General features: G+C 49.7%; 17 protein-coding genes and 1 riboswitch. Of the genes, 9 read left to right on the plus strand and 8 right to left on the minus strand.

The window, feature by feature from the left end; all coding sequences use genetic code 11:
* The first annotated feature begins 142 nt into the window (after nucleotides 1–142).
* The 3 genes from E1189_RS13290 (at nucleotide 143) to cobB (ending at nucleotide 4,167) form a co-directional block, all read left to right on the plus strand.
* Nucleotides 143–3,004 carry a hypothetical protein gene (locus E1189_RS13290; protein WP_155160815.1) on the plus strand — a complete coding sequence of 954 codons (2,862 nt, stop codon included), beginning with the start codon at nucleotides 143–145 and terminating at the stop codon, nucleotides 3,002–3,004.
* Nucleotides 3,005–3,189: 185 nt separating this feature from the next.
* A complete protein-coding gene (locus E1189_RS25800) occupies nucleotides 3,190–3,324 on the plus strand; it encodes a hypothetical protein (protein ID WP_268921641.1) in 135 nt (44 codons plus the stop codon).
* 132 nt (nucleotides 3,325–3,456) lie between these two features.
* On the plus strand, nucleotides 3,457–4,167 hold the full coding sequence (cobB, locus tag E1189_RS13295) for a Sir2 family NAD+-dependent deacetylase (protein WP_155160816.1): 711 nt from the start codon (nucleotides 3,457–3,459) through the stop codon (nucleotides 4,165–4,167).
* 11 nt (nucleotides 4,168–4,178) lie between these two features.
* Here cobB and E1189_RS13300 read toward each other — a convergent pair whose 3' ends face one another.
* On the minus strand, nucleotides 4,179–5,099 hold the full coding sequence (locus E1189_RS13300; RefSeq protein WP_329602028.1) for a DMT family transporter: 921 nt from the start codon (nucleotides 5,097–5,099) through the stop codon (nucleotides 4,179–4,181).
* Nucleotides 5,100–5,177: 78 nt separating this feature from the next.
* Nucleotides 5,178–5,313: riboswitch (FMN riboswitch) on the minus strand.
* A gap of 236 nt (nucleotides 5,314–5,549) precedes the next feature.
* Here E1189_RS13300 and E1189_RS13305 point away from each other — a divergent pair.
* The gene (locus tag E1189_RS13305; RefSeq protein ID WP_155160818.1) at nucleotides 5,550–5,897 is read left to right on the plus strand and encodes a hypothetical protein; all 348 of its coding nucleotides are present in this window, start codon (nucleotides 5,550–5,552) and stop codon (nucleotides 5,895–5,897) included.
* Between the two features lie 33 nt (nucleotides 5,898–5,930).
* On the opposite strand, the gene E1189_RS26260 is transcribed toward E1189_RS13305, so the two are convergent.
* The 5 genes from E1189_RS26260 to E1189_RS13330 all read right to left on the minus strand — a co-directional run bounded on the left by E1189_RS26260 (nucleotide 5,931) and on the right by E1189_RS13330 (nucleotide 12,677).
* Nucleotides 5,931–6,155, minus strand: a complete 225-nt coding sequence (locus E1189_RS26260) for a FeoC-like transcriptional regulator (RefSeq protein WP_155160829.1) — start codon at nucleotides 6,153–6,155, stop codon at nucleotides 5,931–5,933.
* Nucleotides 6,156–6,186: 31 nt separating this feature from the next.
* Nucleotides 6,187–8,502, minus strand: a complete 2,316-nt coding sequence (feoB, locus tag E1189_RS13315; RefSeq protein WP_155160819.1) for a Fe(2+) transporter permease subunit FeoB — start codon at nucleotides 8,500–8,502, stop codon at nucleotides 6,187–6,189.
* Nucleotides 8,471–8,737, minus strand: coding sequence for a FeoA family protein (locus E1189_RS13320; RefSeq protein WP_155160820.1), 267 nt, complete (start codon nucleotides 8,735–8,737; stop codon nucleotides 8,471–8,473). Before E1189_RS13320 ends, feoB begins: the two co-directional genes overlap by 32 nt.
* 325 nt (nucleotides 8,738–9,062) lie before the next feature.
* Nucleotides 9,063–10,862 (minus strand): ABC transporter ATP-binding protein, encoded by a 1,800-nt coding sequence (locus E1189_RS13325; protein WP_196221415.1) that lies wholly within the window; start codon nucleotides 10,860–10,862, stop codon nucleotides 9,063–9,065.
* A 60-nt stretch (nucleotides 10,863–10,922) separates the two neighbouring features.
* The gene (locus tag E1189_RS13330; protein WP_155160822.1) at nucleotides 10,923–12,677 is read right to left on the minus strand and encodes an ABC transporter transmembrane domain-containing protein; all 1,755 of its coding nucleotides are present in this window, start codon (nucleotides 12,675–12,677) and stop codon (nucleotides 10,923–10,925) included.
* 353 nt (nucleotides 12,678–13,030) lie between these two features.
* On the opposite strand from E1189_RS13330, the gene E1189_RS13335 reads away from it, so the two are divergent.
* The 3 genes from E1189_RS13335 to E1189_RS13345 are packed head-to-tail and all read left to right on the plus strand — an operon-like array spanning nucleotide 13,031 to nucleotide 18,231.
* The gene (locus tag E1189_RS13335; RefSeq protein ID WP_155160823.1) at nucleotides 13,031–14,242 is read left to right on the plus strand and encodes an efflux RND transporter periplasmic adaptor subunit; all 1,212 of its coding nucleotides are present in this window, start codon (nucleotides 13,031–13,033) and stop codon (nucleotides 14,240–14,242) included.
* Nucleotides 14,239–17,412, plus strand: coding sequence for an efflux RND transporter permease subunit (locus E1189_RS13340; RefSeq protein WP_155160824.1), 3,174 nt, complete (start codon nucleotides 14,239–14,241; stop codon nucleotides 17,410–17,412). Before E1189_RS13335 ends, E1189_RS13340 begins: the two co-directional genes overlap by 4 nt.
* A gap of 45 nt (nucleotides 17,413–17,457) precedes the next feature.
* Nucleotides 17,458–18,231 carry a TIGR00266 family protein gene (locus E1189_RS13345; RefSeq protein ID WP_155160825.1) on the plus strand — a complete coding sequence of 258 codons (774 nt, stop codon included), beginning with the start codon at nucleotides 17,458–17,460 and terminating at the stop codon, nucleotides 18,229–18,231.
* A 36-nt stretch (nucleotides 18,232–18,267) separates the two neighbouring features.
* Here E1189_RS13345 and E1189_RS13350 read toward each other — a convergent pair whose 3' ends face one another.
* Both E1189_RS13350 and E1189_RS25805 read right to left on the minus strand, forming a co-directional pair.
* Nucleotides 18,268–18,849: an ankyrin repeat domain-containing protein gene (locus E1189_RS13350; RefSeq protein WP_196221416.1), complete on the minus strand. Its 582-nt coding sequence runs from the start codon at nucleotides 18,847–18,849 to the stop codon at nucleotides 18,268–18,270.
* Nucleotides 18,850–18,982: 133 nt separating this feature from the next.
* Entirely contained in the window at nucleotides 18,983–19,114 is a 132-nt protein-coding gene (locus E1189_RS25805) for a hypothetical protein (RefSeq protein ID WP_268921643.1), read from the minus strand.
* A 41-nt stretch (nucleotides 19,115–19,155) separates the two neighbouring features.
* Between E1189_RS25805 and E1189_RS13355 the strand changes: the two genes are divergently transcribed.
* Together E1189_RS13355 and E1189_RS25510 are read left to right on the plus strand one after the other, a co-directional pair.
* A complete protein-coding gene (locus E1189_RS13355; RefSeq protein WP_155160827.1) occupies nucleotides 19,156–19,830 on the plus strand; it encodes an ankyrin repeat domain-containing protein in 675 nt (224 codons plus the stop codon).
* 132 nt (nucleotides 19,831–19,962) lie between these two features.
* A complete protein-coding gene (locus tag E1189_RS25510; protein ID WP_230460385.1) occupies nucleotides 19,963–20,181 on the plus strand; it encodes a hypothetical protein in 219 nt (72 codons plus the stop codon).
* Nucleotides 20,182–20,216 lie beyond the last annotated feature (35 nt).

A 20,216-nucleotide genomic window follows, 5' to 3' on the forward strand; every position in this document is an offset into this window, starting at 1 on the left:
ATTAACCAAATATGGGTCTATTATTTTGCCTTTTTATTTCTCATTCCTTGCAAGACCGCAATCCCCTGCTAGATATACCCCCTATCTGTTTTTTCTCATACATCTAACACTCAGTTCTGCGGAAGTTTGCAGAGGACTAATTATGCCAGGTATTCAGAGCCAAAAGTTCGACTCGGGGCGGCTGTTGTTAACAGCCAGCATTGCGGCAGCTTCCGCACCAGCTGTGGGCCAGGTAGAAGTCGATAACATCCGTGCTCTGGGGGGCGCGCTGGCTGGCAGTAATGGTTTTGCATCCTCCCCGCAATTGCAGGAAACACTTCAGAAAAACCCACAGTGGAATGCTCTTCCCAGCTACAAAATAGAAGAGCTGTCTTCAACACCCTATACCTTTACAGATCGAGCCTATGAGGCTCTGTCCCGTGAAGTTCTCCCTCTGGCAAGTATCTTTGCACTTCATACCGCAGCGTCTACGGCAGGTCTGGAATTCCACCGTCTCTGGCGTACTGATGCGGACAAGGTATCTGAATACGCATGGCGCCTGGGGGAAGCTATCGGTGACTTTGCATCATCGGAAACCACTACAGAATTGATGTGGCGCCTGCTCTCCACCAACATAGATTTTTTCACATCAACAGACTTTGTCGAAAATTATACCGGTGCCACTGCATTCCGCATGCTACGCAGAGCTCTGGCCTACAGCTACGGTTTCTCTTACGCTCTGCCTGAAGCATTGCACCAACATGTATTCAACGCCATTGGCTATGCTGGCATTGCCTTTGAAACACCCGCGCTCAACGAACATTTCGCCTTCACCTTCATCAGCTCCAGTACCGGAAAAGACCCAGGCAGCCCCAACAGTGCTTATCTGGATCTGGACTTTGTCCATCGCGCCAAACCATTCGATGACCCGCAAAGCCGCTTCGAACGTGCTCTGGTAGCCCTTGATAAAGCCAGCCGTGAGAATAATGTCACCCGTGTTCGATTCTACCCCACTGTGGTTGGTGATCAGCGCAAAGACAGCGCCCTTGAACTGTTTGTGCGTTTTTATGTGGATAACAGGCCTGGCCCCCTGATTCGCTTCCCGGCCAGCTTCGGCTCCAGCAGTACACGGATTTGGTGGACAGATGCTGTAGATCGTCAGATTTTCGAACGAGTCTACAACGATAGGGATCAGTATGCCGTTGTTGCTGTATACAACAAAATGATGGATTACAAAAACAGCGTCATCACCCCGATTTCGGATGCCATTCTGGAGAAGATACCTGCCATCATGAGCTGGGCAGCCAGGGAACCTGTCGCTGGCGATTATGGTGCGATATTTGAGCAGCAAATCAACAATGCCATCGAAGCCGACACTGTAGGTGCTGAGAGCAGTGATGATGACCTGAACCTTGGACAACCCGCAAAGCCCAGGCAATCCATGCACCACTCCGTGATGAAAAATGGTGACGACAGCTACATGTGGGTTGACGGCTATCACAGCCAGGGGGCGGAGCTTCCTATTTTTGTAATGATGTCCCGCAATAGCGCTGACAATATCCAGGTTGATGATCTGGTTAAGCTTGAAAAACACCTCCCATGGAACACCTATCGTGGCAGCTACAAAATGGCCTCTACCCTTGCCAAGAGCAAGGCTTATAGCATGATTGTACAGCGCCTGATGATGTCCCGCTCTGAGCAGTTTAAAGCACAGCGCAGGTTGGCTGAGCACCACATCAAACTCGTGCCGGAGCACTGGACATCCGGAGACGTCGACATATTTAATGAATACACTGATCTTGCACTGGATGGCCGCACTCTTGATCAGGCTCTGGAAGACACAAAAAAATCTCTGGAAGGCACACCAGAATTTCAAGAGTGGAAAAAGAAAAAAGATATTATTGACGCAAAACGGAACAGACAGACGTCTGAAAAAGTTTTCGAAGATCTCAAAGAAAATCTGAAAGCGGCCCAAGAAGAAGTTTCTGCAGCAGGGGAGGAGCTCACAAGGGCTATAGGTAAAGCCAAAACACCTATTTTGAAAACCCTGCGGGATCGTGTTGCAGCCACCCACGTAGAACACGAGGAGGACCACGAAACAAAACAACAGAGAGCAGTTAGTGAGCTCGATGATTACCTGAAAGCGAATGAGCTTGATGAAATAGAAGGGCTTAAAGGCAAACTGGAAAAGGACTATCTGGTTGGGAACGAGCTAAAAAATGTGCAGTACGCCCAAAAAGAAAGAATAAAAGAATATGATAGCGCTAGAAAAGCCATTGATAATCTGCAAGCTGATATTGCTAAACATATTGCCGAACACAAGGCTCTTGGTAAATACATTGTTATAGAAAAAGTAGCCGAACTGGTAAAACAGGTTGAGCCGCACATGGATGCCGAGAAACAGAAACGATTTGATGAAACCTTTGCCGAACTACGTCAGGCAGGAGGCACTGTTTACCCTGAACCAACGGGTCTGTTCCATGAATTGAAATCCTTTGGTAGAAACCTTCTTGGCTCTATTCCAGGACTAGATCACAAGTTCGGCCCAAAAGCTCAGGAAAAGGCCACTCATGATGCCCGTGAGCAAAGAGCAAAAGATCGAGTCACAGAAGAAAAGAAAAGAGCTGATGACGATAAGACAGAACGCAAACGTCTAGAAGCTGAAGCCAAGCGCAAACGCCTGGCTGGCGCCGACGCTGAAGCAGAACGCAAACGTTTTCTGGAGACTTCGGTCATGGGCAAACACCAGGCCGAAACTATAAAGCCTAAGCTGAAAGAGCCTGATACAGAGGCTGTCATACCTGAGTCAGAAGAAGAAGGTGACGAAGAAGCATCAATCATTAATCAAGCATTATCCAAGAAGACAACGCAGCAAGCTGCACAGATAAGCGAACCACCCTCCAGCAGCACCCCCCCTTCTGTGGAATTCACTGAAGAGCATGGAGTGCCCACTGAAGAGCATGGAGTGCCCACTGAAGAGCCCGGAGTATCAGATGAAAAACCCAAAGATACTGATACGCCTTAAATGAGGCTCTCTTCTACAAATCAGATCCCCCTTAGAGCATACGGGCTAAGGGGGATTTCTTAATCAAATGTCAGCTCAAGATGAAGTACTCTCTGAACCTTAACGTATTAGCATTTGCTGCACTACTTTGCGCCTGTGCCATATGCTCTCCAAATTATGCCTACGATTCAGACTATCAGGACAGCATGTCCTTCACAGAAGAGAGCGACCTCGATGATAAAGAGTTTTATACCGATACTGTTGAAGGTGATTTAACCCCTCCTCCTCTGTTTGATGAATACTTGCAGGAGGAATCGAGTAACAACGAAACCTGGGAGTAAGTAAATCACTAGCAGCACTAGAGTCTCAATTCTCTTGTCACCTTTCGCTTCTCTGCCTCACCTTCAGACAAGCAGGATAATGGTCCGGGTACTTACTGCCAGGGCAAACTCTTAGCTTTGAGTAGAGCACCCATGGATTACGATATATCAAACGCCCGCTCCATAGTTATCCTGACCGGTGCTGGTATTTCCGCAGAGTCAGGTGTAAACACCTTTCGCGCATCCGATGGACTGTGGGAAAACCACCCGGTAGAAGATGTGGCCACGCCTGAAGGCTTTGCCCGAAATCCGGAGTTGGTACAGTACTTCTATAATGCCCGCAGACGGCAGTTATCCACGGTTGAACCCAATGCAGCGCATGTCGCTCTGGCTGACTTTGAGCGTCGTTTTGATGGCCGATTTCTGCTTATTACCCAAAACGTTGATGACCTGCATGAACGGGCTGGTTCAAATAACCTGCTTCATATGCACGGCGAACTGCTCAAAGCCCGCTGCACAGCCTGTGACAGTGTGCATACAATCACTGGTGATTTATCCCTGGCAAGCATTTGCGGTGTCTGCCAGAGCCAAGGCACTGTAAGGCCGGATATTGTCTGGTTTGGGGAAATACCTATGGAAATGGAGCGAATCTACAATGCACTCACCCAGTGCGACCTGTTCGTTAGCATTGGAACATCAGGCAATGTTTATCCGGCAGCAGGCTTTGCACAGGAAGCTAAAAATACTGGAGCCACAACAGTCGAACTGAATCTTGACCCAAGCGTGCAGGCAAGCACCTTCGACTATTGTCTGCACGGTTTAGCAACAGAAATCGTACCCGCATTTTTAACTCTCCCAAAGTAAGCACGCAGGCATCAGGCTTCAGCAGTCTTACCCTGTGAACTCTCTTCCTGAGTCTGGTAATTCTCTCTATGGGTGATAAACAGTGTGGCCCCAATAATCAGCGCTGCGCCGAGCCATAGCTCCCCGGGAGGTACAGTGCCCATCACCAGGAAGCCAACCAGAACATTCAGCGGCAACTTAGCCAGATCAAAAGGTTGAACATAAGCAGCTTCGGCACATTGGTAAGCCTTAGTCAGTGCCAGCTGTGCGCAGCCGGTTAAAACACCAGCCAGAAGAAGCAGTGGCCACATATTGCTCTGGGGCAGGGCCAAAACGGGCAAGGAGATAAACAGGTTAAATGGCACGGTCAAAGCAAATAAATAAAAGACCAGTGTCGTAGGGCTTTCTGTTTTTACCTGGGCTTTTGTCATCAAGGAATATGCTGCCCAGAACACCGCTGCGACCAAAGGAAGCAGTGCTGAGTAGTGCCAGGAGTCAGCCCAGGGTTCCAGAATAACCATTGCCCCAAAAAAGCCTGCAGCCGTGGCTAACCAGCGGGAGGGGGTGACCCTCTCCTGAAGAAATAACGCAGAACCAATCACCACAAACAGCGGCGAGGTCATTAACAGGGCAATCGCCTGCCAGATAGGCACTGGCCAGGCCATAGCCCACAGCCAGAACTGCACACCAATCACTGCCGTAGCAACCCGAACAATATGGAATATCAGGTGGTTGGTTTGCAGACTTCTCCGAAAGCCTTGACGGAACATCCACGGCAGTAGCACAAACATAGCAATACCATACTGATAAAGGGCTACGTCAGCCGAAGCAAAACCCTGCCGGAAACTGACCCATTGCGTTGCGCTGTTGACAATGGCAAAGGCCAGCCCGCTGACCAGCATCCAGAAAGCACCTTTCAATGGCGAATGATAAGAACTTTGAGAGTGTGACACGATTAAACTCCTTAACATCGTGTCAGGACAGACTACAGGCACACAAAGATGTTCCACAAAAGAGCATCTGACAGGCAACCGTTTTCTCTTCCATCCGGACTGTAACCGTCGGCTCTGGAATCTCACCAGATCAGCCCTCAACATACAGTGCCGAGGGGTCGCGGGCTTATGACTTACCGCCGGTAGGGACTTTCACCCTGCCCTGAGAATCCAAGTTAAAGACTGCGGCTCTTAATCCGCCAAAGCAGGTCAAGAGCCCTGAAACTGAAAGCATTGTATGTGGGGGAGCCAATAAGCTCAAACTATTTAACAGGGCACGGAGTGAGATGATCCAAATCAAAACCAATGAAAAGATAACCAATGTTACACATCAATACAGGGCCGATCTGGCCTCCTGCGACATTTCTCCTAGACTGACTCTTTTATAGATACAGGGTAGGTACAACTTCTTTGAAATCAGCAGTAACCAGCAAGCCATTTTTTTCTGTCATTATTCTGGTTGGGTTACTCCACCTCAGCCAGCCCAGCTACAGTCTGTCATCTGGCTCGAATCCTCCTGCATCCTTTGTTCCGGCAGATCTTCGCCTGCATGAAAACCGTAAGATCAGAAAGCCACCTGCGGATACTCTGATCCCCGATGAGGTGATTGTCAGTAAAATACCTTCACTTTCAGATGAGGAAAACCTGAAGGGGCGCGTCAATAAACGTAAGAAGAAGAAAAAGCTGTCGAACCTCGAAAGATTACGACAGCTTTATTTACTTCCGCTGCTTCAACCATTGCTCTCTGGGGGGCAGTAGTTCCAGCAGTCCACATCATTTCTCAGGGCGCTATCAGGAACAAGGTGTTCCCAGAGATATCAGTGCTGGTACAGCCTCAGCCGACTGAACCCACTGATACCAGACACTGTCACTCGCACGGTCACACCCGCCGCAACCTTGATTACAGGAGGACTCCACCCGAATAACACGCCCTTTTCTCATCCAGTGAGTTAACATCCCAGACATAACATTTTCCTCAGTATCGAAGTGATTGGCCAGCTCATAGAGACTGACCATTCCGTCCTTCGATGCCAGGAATCGACGGATATCACTTAGCACCGATTACACCTGTCATATTCGCATGGGTACCACGCCAGCCAAACCTGCGCAGCACCGCAAGCACAGCCAGAAACAGTACGATGAAAGCGGCAATCCAGCTGGCAGAAGAGCCAGGGTGTTTGCTGAAAGTAGCCACCTGATAATAAAGAGATGCCACGGTATAGCCAGCATAAGTTGCCCAGGCACCCACCAGCCACATATAACCTCGACCAGCTTCCCGGTTCACTGCTCCCATGGCTGCCACACAAGGAGCGTAGAGGAGAACCATCAGCAAATACGCAAAGGCAGAGTGGGCGTTACCGAATGCTGTGAGCATAGAGCCGTAAGTCATCTCGTTCACGCCTTGTTCATCTGCTGCTACAGACTCATCATCAGTGGTACCCACATTCATTTTCAACGGGTCGGTCAGAGTATCTTTCATCGCAGCCAGATTATCTGGAATGCTGGCCAGTGCATCGTGTACACCCGCCATAAAGTTGAATTCACCAGTCTCTTCGCCAGTACTGCTGTACAGAGAGTCCAGGGTGCCGATCACCGACTCCTTGGCAAACAAGCCCGTAAACAGGCCAACCGCCGCAGGCCAGTTATCTTGTTTCATACCCATAGGTGCAAACACCGGTGTAATGGATTGACCCACACGACTGAGGACAGATTTATCTGTATTCTCATTGCCCCATGATCCATCGGTGCCAAGAGAGTTCAGCACACCCAGAACGGCCACAACAATTACGATGGTTTTACCAGCACGAATGATAAAGGACTTCAGACGATCCCAGGTCCTCAGCAGCATACCTTTCAGGGTTGGCAGGTGGTAGCGTGGCAGCTCCATAACAAAGGGGGTGGCCTCGCCGGGCAGAAGAGTGTTCTTCATAATCAGGCCAGTGAGTACCGCTACCGCAATACCCGTCAGGTAAAGGGCGAATACAACGTTCTGTCCTGTCTCGGGGAAGAACACCACCGCAAACAGTGCGTACACTGGCAGGCGGGCACCACAGGACATGAACGGGCTCATCAGGATAGCTAACTTACGGTCCCGCTCCTGCTCCAGAGTTCGGGTGGCCATAATGGACGGCACGTTACAACCAAAGCCCACCAGCACAGGAACAAAAGCCTTTCCGGGCAACCCCAGTACACGCATGGCACGGTCCATAACAAAGGCAGCCCGTGCCATGTAGCCTGAGTCTTCCAGAATAGAGAGGAAGAGATACAGGCCCGCAATAACCGGAATAAAGGTGGATACTGTCTGAATACCACCACCAATACCGTTGGACAGCAGTGTTATCAGAAATTCCGGAGCCCCCATGCCTTCAAGCACATAGCGAGTCCCGTCAACAAAGATGGTACCAAAGAGAATATCGAAGAAATCGATAAAAGCGTTACCTGCGTTAATCGCAAATAAAAACATCAGGTACATAATGCCGAAGAAAATCGGCAGGCCAAAAGCACGACTCAGAACCACAGAGTCGATTTTCGCAGTCATGGATTTGCTGATGCTCTGGCTGCGGGATACGGAATCACAAGTCAGAGTATCAATAAACTTATAGCGGGCATCGGCGAAGAGGATATCAACCTCTTCATCTTCCGCAGCCTGAAGCTCATTACGGGCTGCAACAACCTCTGCCATAGCCGAAACGGACATCTGGCTTTCAAGGGTCTGATCACCTTCCAGAAGGCGTCCGGCCAGCCACTTTTCATTCACCTGCAGCTGTTTCGCCGTAGCAGAAACGGTGCTGTTCAGTTCAGAGAGTGCCTTCTCGATGGCTGGAGTGTAACGAACGCTGACACGTTCATCTTTCTTGCCCTGAAGATAAATTTCAATCGCTTGCTTGAGAGGCTCTGTCCCTTCACTACGGCTGGCCACAACAGGCACTACATCGCAGCCCAAACGTTTAGCCAGCTCTTCAGCATCAATTTTGACACCCTTCTCTTCGGCTACATCCATCATGTTCAGAACCACCATCATAGGGCGATCCATCTCAAGAAGCTGAGTAGTCAGGTAGAGGTTACGCTCAATATTGCTGGCATCCACAATATTGATGTATAGGTCGGCCTCATTGGCCAAAGCGTAGTCGCGGGCGACTTTCTCATCGATAGATGTGTTGCCTATACCAACATCCAGAGAGTAGGTTCCGGGCAAATCAACCAGCTCAATGTTACGGCCCTGGTAGGCGTATGAGCCGGTTTTCTTTTCAACTGTTACACCGGGCCAGTTGCCTACCTGCTGCTTCGCCCCTGTCAGGCTGTTGAACAGCGTTGTTTTACCGCAATTCGGGTTACCGAGAACAGCTACAGTTGCCTGAACCATTGCACCCCTCCTTCTCAATCAATACGCACTGGGCTTCATTTCGACGCAAGCTCAAACTGAAACCACGAACCTCAAGCTCAATTGGATCTCCCATGGGGGCTCTGCGAATGACTTTAAGGCCTGTCCCCGGGGTCAGCCCCATAGCTAAAAGCTGTCGGCGATAGTTACCTCCGCCGGCATAACCGGATACCCGGCCGCCTTCGCCGACACTGAGATCGCCTAGTGTTGATGACATCAAAAACTCCTTAGTACGACGGCAATATGGTTTACCGCTTGGTTATAAACACGAGCTTGCCGCCTGCTCAGTTCCGCAGATTCACTAGACGTTAAAGAGTGTTTGGCGTCTGGCTGCATGAACGCGAGCCTAAATATAGAGATAATGAGAAGCGTTATCATCTGGAAAAACCAGAAAAATTCTGTTAACGTCCACATTTTAGCTGGATTTTGTAAACAAACTGTTAGTGCGAATCATACTCAATAAGAGTTTTGTAACTTTTGATGTGTATCAAGTTTTCGGGCAGGGTCATCAGCCCTGCTTGTGGAAGGCTTTTATGGGGTATCTAAGCCCCCACAATCAATTGCTCCTCGCTGTCCATTTTCACTACTTTGCTCTGGGCCTGATACATATCTCTGTACAACCCATTCCGCTTAAGTAACTCCCGATGATGTCCCCGTTGAACAATGCGACCTTTTTCAAGCACCAGAATCAAATCGGCATCTTCAATCGTGGTCAGGCGGTGAGCAATAGCCAGCGTCGTACGCCCCTGGCGCAGGGTAAACAGAGCCGATTTAATAGCCTGTTCGGTTTCGCTGTCTATATTCGCCGTGGCTTCATCCATTATCAAAATGCGCGGATTCTGAGCCAGCGTCCGGGCAAACGACAACAATTGCTTTTCACCACTGGAGAGGGACTGACCACGTTCACCCAGCACCTCCTGAAAGCCATCAGGCAGCTTCTCGATAAACCCACTGGCCTGCACGTGGCCTGCCGCTTCGCGCACAGCCTCTTCGCTGATGTCACAGTGTCCTAGATGAATGTTCTCCGCAATGGTGCCCTGGAACACGAATGGCTCCTGAAATATCAACCCCACCTGCCTGCGGTAAGGCTCTTCTGCAAACGATTCCAGAGGCTTGTCGTCTACCAGCACGGCACCCTTTTGATAGGGATAAAAGCGCATCAACAGATTCACTATGGAACTTTTGCCACTGCCGGTATGACCAACCAGTGCCACAAACTGTCCAGACTCTACGGTGAAAGAGATGTCGTCCAGCGCCTGCTGCTTGCCATCGTATGACAATCCCACTTCACGAAACTCAATTTTTCCGCCGAGCACCTCTTCAGTAGAAGTACTGCCCGTTGCGTTATGGTCGTACTGATTATCCACAGGCTCATCCATCAACTGGAACACCCGCTCCGCCGATACCACTGACTGCTGCCACACCTGCATTTGCATGGTGATATGAGTGAGAGGCTCAAACATCCGGTCCAGATAATTGATAAACGCATACAACAACCCGATTTCCACTGGGCCAGTGAGCGCCTGCCCGGTAAAGCCACCCACAACCAAAGCCAGCGCCAGGGCTGACGTCAGGTGCACCATAGGGCGCAACAGCAAACCATTCACCAGTACCAGTTTACTTTGAACCTCTCGGTACTCCTGGCTCACCTCGCCAAACTGCTGGTTCACCCGCTTCTGTTGCCCTAAAGCCTGAATCGCGGCCATGCCCTGAATAGACTCATTGATACGGGTGTTGATATCACTCAACACTGAGCGGGAACGGTGAAAAATCGGGTGACTGTATCTCTGGTACAGAAAAACACCACCGAATATCACCGGCAAAATCGCCATACAAAACAGCGCCAGTCGTAAATCCAGCAAACTCATGGCAATCAGCACACCCACCAGCGTCACTATACCGCGCACAGTACTGGGCAACGCCTGTACAAACAGGTCGCGAATGGTTTCAGTATCATTCGTAATCCGTGATACCAGTTTACCCACCGGCTCCTTGTCAAAGTACGCCATGGGCAGCAGAAACAGGTGATGAAACACGTCCCGTCGCACATCATGTACAACAGAAAGCGCCACCCGCTGAAACATCATCTCCTCCCACCAGGACATAAAGCCAGCAATGATGTATATGGCAATAAACGTCACACCCAGTGTAACGAGCGCGCTTTGCTCCCAGTTGCCCGGCACCACATGCCCATCAATAAACTCTTTCACCAGAACAGGGGCGTAGAGAGTCGCAGTTGTACCCGTCAGCAACATAATAAAGCTGACCAATATGCGCCCCCGGTAGGGCAACCCGTATCGTAGCAGCCTGATGAAGTGCTGCCTTTTTTCGGAAGTCTTCATTGACATTCCTCCATATATTTTTTGCCTGCCTCTTCCTTCTATTTATTCGTACTTACTTTATTAAGCACTGAGTTTGATCGCTTCTGTGGTTTCCATGGCCTGCCTCTCAAAAATACGGGCATACCAGCCCCGCTCAGCCATCAGCTTATCGTGGCTTCCAATTTCGGATAAACAGCCACCGTCCATCACAATCACCTGATCAGCCTTATACAGATTGGTCAGTCTATGGGTAATCAGAATCACCGTACCGGGGTTTTCCCGATTCAGCAGGTTATCGAGAATCCGTGCTTCGGTCTGCATATCCAGTGAACAAAACGCATCATCCAACAGCAGGTAATCAGCATCCAGCAACAGGGCTCGGGCTATCGTTAACCGCTGCTTCTGACCACCGGACAGGTTCACCCCCTTCTCCCCCAGCAATGTTTCATAGCCTTCAGAAAAACCCAGAATATCATCATGGATACAGGCTAGCTTTGCCACATGCTCAACATCTTCACGGCTGGCCTCTGGCCGGCCAAAAGCAATGTTTTCAGCAATACTGGCAGAGAAGAGAAACGGCTCCTGGGACACCAGAGCAAACCGGTTACGCAATGCATCAAGGCTCACAGTATCGTGATTAACTCCACCGATGCGTACATCGATACTTTCCCTATCGTACTGTCTGAGCAGTAAACGGAACAAAGATGTTTTACCACTGCCGGTTCGACCGCACAGCCCGACAAAGCTGCCCTTCTCTATGACAAAGGAAAACTCTTCCAAAGCACGGTTCCGGGCTGTGGGATAAGTAAACCCACGGGAGCTAAAAGCAATATTGCCATCCAGCACAGTATTGTTTTCAGGGGCAGAATCTTTTACATCAGGTTCAATCGCCAACAGTTTATCCAGGCGCTTCAAAGAGGCATTGCCACGCTCCACAATATTGAACAGCCAGCCAAAGGCAAACATGGGCCAGATCAGCAAACCGAGATAGATAGTGAATGTCGTTAATTCACCGACTGTCATCAGCCTTTCAGAAATTCTCCATGCCCCAAAACCCAGGCTGCTCATGGTTGCCAGCCCCACACACAGGGAAATAGTCGGATCAAAGAGTGCATCCACTCGAGCTACCTGCATATTGGCATTCACGTTTTTGTCAGACTCTTTGGCAAACTTCCGCTTCTGGGCATCAGTCAGATGGTGCGCCCGTACTGCTCGCACACCGGAAACAGCTTCCTGCACCCGATTATTGAGTTCGGAAAACGCTTCCTGAGCAGCCCGAAAGCGTTTATGCAGAAGATTGGCATAACGGGACATCAGCCAGGCCATAACAGGGAATGGCACCAATGCCACAGCCGTTATCTCCCAGCCGCAAATCCAGATCATGGCTGCAATCACGGCTGTACCGGCCACAATAGAGTCCACCAGTGTCAATACCCCTTCTGCCACCGTCATTTCCAGTGCGCGAATATCATTGGTAGCGTGGGCCATCAGGTCACCGGTTTGATGCCGTTGATAAAACTCAGGCGACATCCGCGTCAGGTGGTGAAACAGGCGGGCTCTCATAATCCGTCCTAATTCAATAGAGCCACCAAATAACAGCAGTCTCCAGCCATTACGCAGGATATAAATAGCCACACCACACAGGGCAATAAAACCCACTGTTGCATAAATATCCACAGACAGAAGATTGTTTGCCTGAATATCATCCACCAGCCTGCCCACCAGCCATGGGGGAAGCAGTTCAATCAGTGAAACAAGAATAAGAAACAACACACAGAAACAGTAACGTATCCAGTGTCGTCTAAAGAACCACCCCAGGTTCCTGAAAATAGACATAATACCCCCTGGTTTTCCAAAGAGTGCGGATATAAAAGCTACGCTATGCAGCCTGCAATAACGGGCATTAAGTACTATCTATGGCAGGGAGGTCAGGACTCCGCTCTTGCCAGCAACCGCATTTTTATCACAGGCCTACATGCCGGCATGAACCGTTGTTTTTGCATTGGTGTTTTGGGCGATTATCATCACACTGACTCCCTTAGCTGTTGTCATTATTACCTATACGTAAGGCCCATACAACGACTCCTTTGAGAGGCAGCACCAGTGTCAGAAGCCTTTACCCCATGCCTCTGTAAACATACAATCTGCCCATACAATCAATAAATAATAAATAATAAAGTCTCATTCTCATGATAAAGCGTAAAGGATTTCGTCAGCTCACATTATCCAGTGCGGTACTGCTTTCCTGTGTGGGTTTAGCAGCCGGCCTTTCAAACATGGAGAAGTCTGCGGAGGAGGAAGAACCTTTCGATACCGTACTGACTGTTACAGCCAAAACCCTCACCCCTGAATCCCTCTCCTTCGCTATCCAGAGTCAGGGAACCGTTCGTCCTTCCACAGAAACAGGAATGGTCACTGAAACCAGCGGGGTGGTTACTCACATCTCCCCCACGTTTGTCAGTGGTGGTCTTCTTAAAAAAGGTGACCTGCTCGCCACCATAGACGACAGCGATTACCGTGTTTCTCTGAAGCAGGCGGAGGCTGCCCTCGCAGCCAGTAGAGCACGTTTGCAGGAGGAAGAGGCTCGTTCTGAGGCAGAAAAAAATAACTGGTTAAACTCCTATAAGAGCCAGGGAAAAACACTGACCGAGGCTCCACCTTTGTTGTTGCGTACCCCTCAGGTTAAAGAAGCCCGTGCTAACGTGAAAGCCGCCACTGCCCAGCTGGAGAAAGCACAACGTGACCTGGAACGCACTTACATACGAGCACCTTACGACGGCATGGTGCGCGAACGCGCTATCAACCTTGGGCAATTCGTCTCCAAGGGGAGTCGTGTTGGCTCTGTTTTCTCTGTGACCAACGCTGAGGTACGGCTCCCCATCAAGCCATCAGACCTTTCTCTGATCAATCTTCCACGACCCGGCCATATTCTGGATACAGAGATTGTTGTAGAGCTTACCCAGCAACAGGGCACCCAGACTGTGACATGGCAAGCGGAGTTAAACCGCGTTGAAGGTGTGGTCGGTGAGCAGAGCCGTATGCATTATGTGATTGCCACCATCCCTGACCCTTACAATCTGGACACACTGACTGGTTCCCCTCTAAAGATGGGAAGCTTTGTTCGAGCCGCTCTTCAGACTCCTCCTATAGACGACTTACTCAGTTTGCCCCGTGGAGCGGTATACGGCGATGGAAAGATTCTGTTGATTGATGAGAACAGCACCCTGCGTTTCCAAAAAATCACCCCAGTTCATGCTGATGAAAACAATATCTACTTCCGCACTGCAACCAAAACCGGTACCACAACGCGAGTGTCTCTGACGCCGCTCTCTAATCCGATTGAAGGGACGGCAGTCACGGTAACAGCCAGTACTGATAACAGCACAGGAGCTATCTTGTGAACGACATACACAGCAGCCCCCCTGAGCCAGCGTCTACGACGCCTCAAAAAGGCATTATTGCGTGGTTCACCAGCAACTCTGTTGCGGCCAACCTGTTGATGGTACTGATTATCTGCGCAGGGCTGGCATCGGCCTTCACCATCAAGAAGCGGATGTTCCCTGACTTTGCCATTAACTCTGTGGTGATTTCCATCCCCTACCCTGGAGCCGCCCCCTCGGATATTGAGCAAAGCGTACTGCTGAAAGTGGAAGAAGCGCTGCGTAATGTGCGCGGCATAGATGAGGTGATTTCCCGTGCCTGGGATGGGATGGGGAGCGTTACGGTCAAGATGGAGTCCGGCTACGATATTGATGAGCTTTACGACGATGTAAAGGTGAAAGTGGAAGGCATAACCAATCTTCCTGAGAACGCGGAAGAGCCCTCCATTGCGCGACCAGCCAGTCGACAACAGGTGTTATTTATTTCGTTGTATGGCAACACTGATCCTGTGTCTCTACAAAGAGCAGCACAATCACTCCAGCAAGAGTTACTGGACCTGCCGGAAGTTCTGAAAACTGATTTAATCGGTGACAGTCCGCTGGAGATTTCCATTCTTGTGCCGGAACACAACCTGCGTAAGTACGGACTTACATTTGATGAAGTCGCCACGGCACTGCGCAGCTCGTCTATAGATGTGGCTGCTGGGGCACTGAAAACCAAAGATGGTGATATTAGCGTAACAACACGGGGGCAGGCCTACAAAGGCATTGATTTTGCCAACTTTGTTATCCGCACTCATCAGGATGGCAGCCACCTTCTTCTTTCTGATATCGCCACTATCAGTGATGGTTTCTCGGAACAAAACCAGCTTATCCGCTTTAACGGCGCGCCTTCTATCTCTATCAAGATTGTCTCAGAAACTGAGCAGAATGATATCCAGACTTCCAAAGCGGTGCGGGAGTATCTCGATAAACGACAGGACTCGTTACCTCAAGGTATACAGGCCAAAGCCTGGGCCGATGCTTCGTACTACCTGCAAGACCGTATGGACATGATGATGGAAAACATGTTGTACGGAGCTTTGCTGGTTTTTCTGCTGTTAAGCCTGTTTTTAAGAATACGTGTAGCCATGTGGGTGATGGTCGGTATTCCCGTGTCTTTCCTGGGCGCCCTCTGGGTGATGCCTAACAGCTTCATGCCTGTTTCTATCAATATGCTGAGTCTGTTTGCCTTTATTATGGTGCTCGGAATTGTAGTGGATGACGCCATTATCATTGGCGAGAGCGTCTACACCCGTATCTCCAAATATGGCCACACCACCGACAATGTGGTGGCCGGGGTAAAAAGGGTTGTTGTACCGGCTACCTTTGGTGTACTGACGACAATGGCAGCTTTCTTACCACTGCTTATGGTGGAAGGTCAGGTCAAACCTTTCTTTAATGCCATCTCTCTTGTGGTGATCTTCTGTCTGTTTTTCTCTCTGGTTGAATCCAAATTAATTCTTCCAGCTCATCTGGCTCATATGAAAACGCTGAACCACCAGCCTGAAACCTCAGGCTGGCTGACCCGCATCCAGGATAAAGTCGCCTCTGGCCTTGAACAATTTGTCAGGAAAATCTATAGACCACTGATCGGTGCTGCATTGAACAACCGTTACATTACCCTGAGTGCATTTTTGGGGTTAATGATCGTTTTTATCGGTGTTCTGCAAAGCCCGCTGATTCGCTTCAGTTTCTTCCCGGATGTGCCCAGTGATTACACCGAAGTACACCTGGACATGGAAGCTGGCAGCTCTCTGGCGGCCAGGAACAACGCTCTTATCCAGGTGGAACAAAGCCTGTTCCGGCTGGATAAACGTCACCGTGAAAGTCATCCGGATTCTCCGGGGTTGTACGAAAGTGTGATGGTATGGTCTGAATCCGATACAGAGGGTGAACTGTTTGTTGAACTGATAAAGGGTGAGCAAGGTGCGGTCAATGCTGAGCAGCTGAGTAACCTGTGGCGTGAAGAGGCTGGCACCATCCCTGGTGTACAAGAGCTCTCCTTCTCCTCAGGAGACGATGCCGGTGGCTCAAAGCCGGTATTCTTCCGCCTCACGGGTAATAACCCGAAAGAGTTAAATATGGCCGCTTCAGAGCTGGAGCAACACCTCCTTTCTTATGAAGGATTGTTTGATATTTATAACTCTGCGGAAATACCTGTCAACGAGTTGCTTATCGATATTCTTCCCGGCGCCCAGGCTCTTGGGCTGAATCTTGCTCAGTTAGGCAACCAGATTCGTCAGGGCTTCTACGGAGAAGAAGTTCAACGTATTCAGCGGGGACAGGAAGAAGTTCGCGTGATGCTGCGCTACCCAAAGGAAGAGCGCAACGACCTGAGTGACCTTCAACGGGTGCGCATTCGTACAACCGACGGTCATGAAGTGCCCTTCTATCAGGTTGCCTCGGTTGCCCGGGGCGAAGGGGCAAGCTACATCCGTCGTACAGATGGTAAGCGATCACTTACTGTCAACGCCGACCTGAATAAGGATGAGCTGGAGGCTTCCACTGTGATTGAGGACGTGCAGAAAGAGTTCAAACCTGTTCTTGCGGCGAAATACCCCTCCGTAAGCTTTGCCATTGCCGGTGCCAGTGAAGCTGAACAAGATTCAATGACGCAACTTACCTCTCTGGGGGTGATTGCCTTGATTCTGATCTACGGACTGATCGCCATTCCTCTGAAATCCTATCTTCAGCCACTGGTGATTATGAGCATTATTCCTTTCGGGCTGGTGGGTGCGATGATTGGTCACTTACTGCTTGGCTTGCAGTTAACCATGATGTCCATCTTCGGCCTGATCGCCCTTGCCGGGGTATTGGTAAACGACAGTCTTATATTGATGGACTTTATCAACCAGGGGCGCAAACAAGGCATGTCGGCAATGGATGCTGCCATGCAGGCAGGGCAAGAGCGTTTCCGGGCTATCATCCTGACATCCCTTACAACCTTCCTTGGGCTGGTGCCCATTACTTTGGAGTCCAGCCTGCAGGCACATTTTGTGATTCCCATGGCTGTATCCCTTGGCTTCGGGATTTTGTTTGCCACGTTTATCACCTTGATTCTTACACCTGCGCTATATCTGGTTGGCCGGGATATTAAACGGTTGATAGGATGGATTTGGACGGGAAAGATCAACCCTCACTTTCACTAAAAGCGAAACAGAGCTTTCAGAACCGGATGAAGGGAGTACGAAAAAATGCGTTGCCATGAAGTTGATTACGAAATTCGCGGCCATGATATGCAACTGGTTGAAGTGGAACTGGACCCTCAGGAAACAGTGATTGCTGAAGCCGGTGCAATGACGTTTATGGAAGAAGGCATCAACTTTGAAACTCGTTTGGGTGATGGCTCAGAACCGGATCAGGGCTTTATAGGCAAGCTCTTCTCTGCCGGAAAACGTGCTTTAACAGGAGAATCCGTTTTCACAACTCACTTTACCAACGAAGGCAGTGGAAAAAAGCGGGTGGGTTTTTCAGCCCCTTACCCTGGCTCCATCGTTGCATTGGATATGTCCAGATTCGGCGAGAAAATAACTTGCCAGAAAGACAGCTTCCTGTGTGCAGCATTGGGCACCAAAGTCAGCATCGCTTTTAACCGTAAACTGGGGGCCGGTTTCTTCGGTGGTGAAGGTTTTATTCTGCAAAAGCTGGAAGGTGATGGCATGGCTTTTATCCACGCAGGCGGAACCGTAGTGGAACGGGAACTGAAAGGCGAAACCCTGCGCCTTGATACCGGTTGCCTTGTCGGCTTTTCCGGTGATATCGATTACGACATTGAACGGGCCGGTGGCCTGAAGTCTATGGTGTTTGGTGGTGAGGGGATTTTCCTCGCAGGCCTCAAAGGTCATGGCACTGTGTGGATTCAGAGCCTGCCATTCTCCCGACTGGCTGATCGCATTCTGGCCAATGCCCCTTCTATTGATGGCAAACGCAAAGGCGAAGGCTCTGTACTGGGGTCTGGTGACAATTAAGCAGGCAGACTGTTGACTGGGGAAAATACGCCAACCCTATTTTTGAGGGAGAGGCGTTGATTTTTCGAGAAGCAATGGCGTTACTTCTGTGTCGTCCTTGAGGGGTGCGGCATGCCTTAAAACATGAATCGTTTTGTTGTAGGCCCTTAGCTTATAGGGCTTGAAGAAGCGTTGCTCCTTTGCTGCAAAGATCGGGGATTCCTTCCAAAAAATGAATGGGTGCTTAAGTTGAGGGTCTGCACCATGAGAAAGCAACAATCTAACCATTTCATGATGACCACCAAAACTCGCATGGTACAAAGGAACACAATACTCTGTGTTTACTCGTGCCCCGAACTCAATCAGTACTTTCGCAGACTCAAGGTGATTTTTTGCTGCTGCCCGACAAAGGGCAGTGAAACCTCTTACCACATTTTCAATTCTTGAGCCCGCCACAATTAAAATGCGCAGAACTTCTGGATGGTCATTCTCTGCTGCTGCATGTAACCCAGTGGTTTTAAATCTGAACCTGCCAGCGTTGAGTCTGGCATTCAGATCGAAGTGCTCTTGGGAAGTATATTTCCGCACTTGTTCAATATCTCCCTCCCTGCAGGCTGCAATGAATGGATGTTCTCCCATTCGAGGGGATGCGGATACAGGCGTACCCCAGAATAGAATGCTAAGGAAAAATATTCTGTAGAGAAATACCACATCTGAACAGGTTCTCATGTAACAACCGCCTTACATACTCAGAGGAAAGAAGGTATGGCAATCAACACAGCTCCCACCGGGTGTCCACCGCAGGAACAATATAGCTCTTGATGCATTTTTTGCTGGCATCATCCCCTTCATCCGTCAGACGCAGGAGTCCAAACAACTTGATATCTTCCCTGTTAATTGCCATACCTTCTATCCCTTTGGTAATCATGGTTCGTGAGTTGAACTATGTTAAGAGTTCATAAGAAGCAGCAGTGGATCTACGCCAGTTTTTTCTTCTTTGTTTTCGGGTTTTGCTCAAACGCATTGGCCAAGGGGGAATGCGAAGCCGCTTTGAGTGAAGATCTGAACAGGGAATATGATGAACATGATTTTCTGGCGGCCTGCCGTGTAGGTAACGTGGAGGCTGTGCACTATTTTGTGGATCAGGTCGACTTTGATGTTAACGAGCAGTTCATCAGTGGAGTGTCGGGTATTCTTACCCAAGGTCTATTTGTGGCCGCTCAGAATGGCCATGCCGGTGTGGTTCAAATTTTGGTAAACACTAGCGAAATTGATATTAACAAGACATGTAACAGGGCTACGCCTTTGTTTCAAGCAGCTCAAAATGGTCATGCCAAGGTGGTTCTGATTTTGCTGGCTGCCGATGCTAATCCATTCACTAAGTGGAGGCATGATGTTTTATTCACCAAAAGCCCACTGAGTACAGCAAAACAAAATAGACCTTTTTACAGAGGGAAAAACCCTGCACTGTACGACAGGTACACAATAATCATTAATGCACTCAAGGAGGCGACCCGCAAACCCAAGGCTTATAAGCCAGTAGAAACACACTGCCCTACTGAAGAAACGCCTTTGTTAGAGGAGATTTCCGGTCTCCGTTTACATAAAAATTCAAAATAACAGCCTTAATCTGGCCTCCGCTATCCCCTTTTACCGCCATACACTGGGCACGAATAACCGCGCACTATCAGGGCATCGTTGTGAAAGGGACAGACCGGGTCACTTAACTTTCCTATTGTGTAAACGTCGCTTGTGTCTGGAGAGGTTGCCGGATGTGGTAAACGCCTTGTTGCACCCGCTCTGGCCACACACGTAGGGCCTGTCTCCTGTGTGAGTGCGCCTGTGGTTGATGAGTGCACCGGATTGGGTGAAAGACTTTCTGCATCCGTCCTGGTTACAGACAAAGGGCTTGTACCCTGTATGGGTGCGCTTGTGTTTGGTGAGATCGCCGGTGTGGTAAACGTCTTGTAGCACCTGTCCTGATCACAGGCAAAGGGCCTGTCCCC

The sequence above is a fragment of the Parendozoicomonas verongulae genome, assembly GCF_009711465.1.
GTDB classification, from domain to species: Bacteria; Pseudomonadota; Gammaproteobacteria; order Pseudomonadales; family Endozoicomonadaceae; genus Sansalvadorimonas; species Sansalvadorimonas verongulae.

Bases quoted from the DNA above. Each gene is read 5' to 3' on its own strand.
- cobB (WP_155160816.1), top strand. From the start codon at position 3,457: ATGGATTACGATATATCAAACGCCCGCTCCATAGTTATCCTGACCGGT.
- E1189_RS13345 (WP_155160825.1), top strand. From the start codon at position 17,458: ATGCGTTGCCATGAAGTTGATTACGAAATTCGCGGCCATGATATGCAA.
- E1189_RS13330 (WP_155160822.1), bottom strand. From the start codon at position 12,677: ATGTCTATTTTCAGGAACCTGGGGTGGTTCTTTAGACGACACTGGATA.
- E1189_RS25805 (WP_268921643.1), bottom strand. From the start codon at position 19,114: ATGGCAATTAACAGGGAAGATATCAAGTTGTTTGGACTCCTGCGTCTG.
- E1189_RS13350 (WP_196221416.1), bottom strand. From the start codon at position 18,849: ATGGGAGAACATCCATTCATTGCAGCCTGCAGGGAGGGAGATATTGAA.
- feoB (WP_155160819.1), bottom strand. From the start codon at position 8,502: ATGGTTCAGGCAACTGTAGCTGTTCTCGGTAACCCGAATTGCGGTAAA.
- E1189_RS13320 (WP_155160820.1), bottom strand. From the start codon at position 8,737: ATGTCATCAACACTAGGCGATCTCAGTGTCGGCGAAGGCGGCCGGGTA.
- E1189_RS13355 (WP_155160827.1), top strand. From the start codon at position 19,156: ATGTTAAGAGTTCATAAGAAGCAGCAGTGGATCTACGCCAGTTTTTTC.
- E1189_RS25800 (WP_268921641.1), top strand. From the start codon at position 3,190: ATGTCCTTCACAGAAGAGAGCGACCTCGATGATAAAGAGTTTTATACC.
- E1189_RS13335 (WP_155160823.1), top strand. From the start codon at position 13,031: ATGATAAAGCGTAAAGGATTTCGTCAGCTCACATTATCCAGTGCGGTA.
- E1189_RS26260 (WP_155160829.1), bottom strand. From the start codon at position 6,155: ATGGTCAGTCTCTATGAGCTGGCCAATCACTTCGATACTGAGGAAAAT.
- E1189_RS13325 (WP_196221415.1), bottom strand. From the start codon at position 10,862: ATGAAGACTTCCGAAAAAAGGCAGCACTTCATCAGGCTGCTACGATAC.
- E1189_RS13290 (WP_155160815.1), top strand. From the start codon at position 143: ATGCCAGGTATTCAGAGCCAAAAGTTCGACTCGGGGCGGCTGTTGTTA.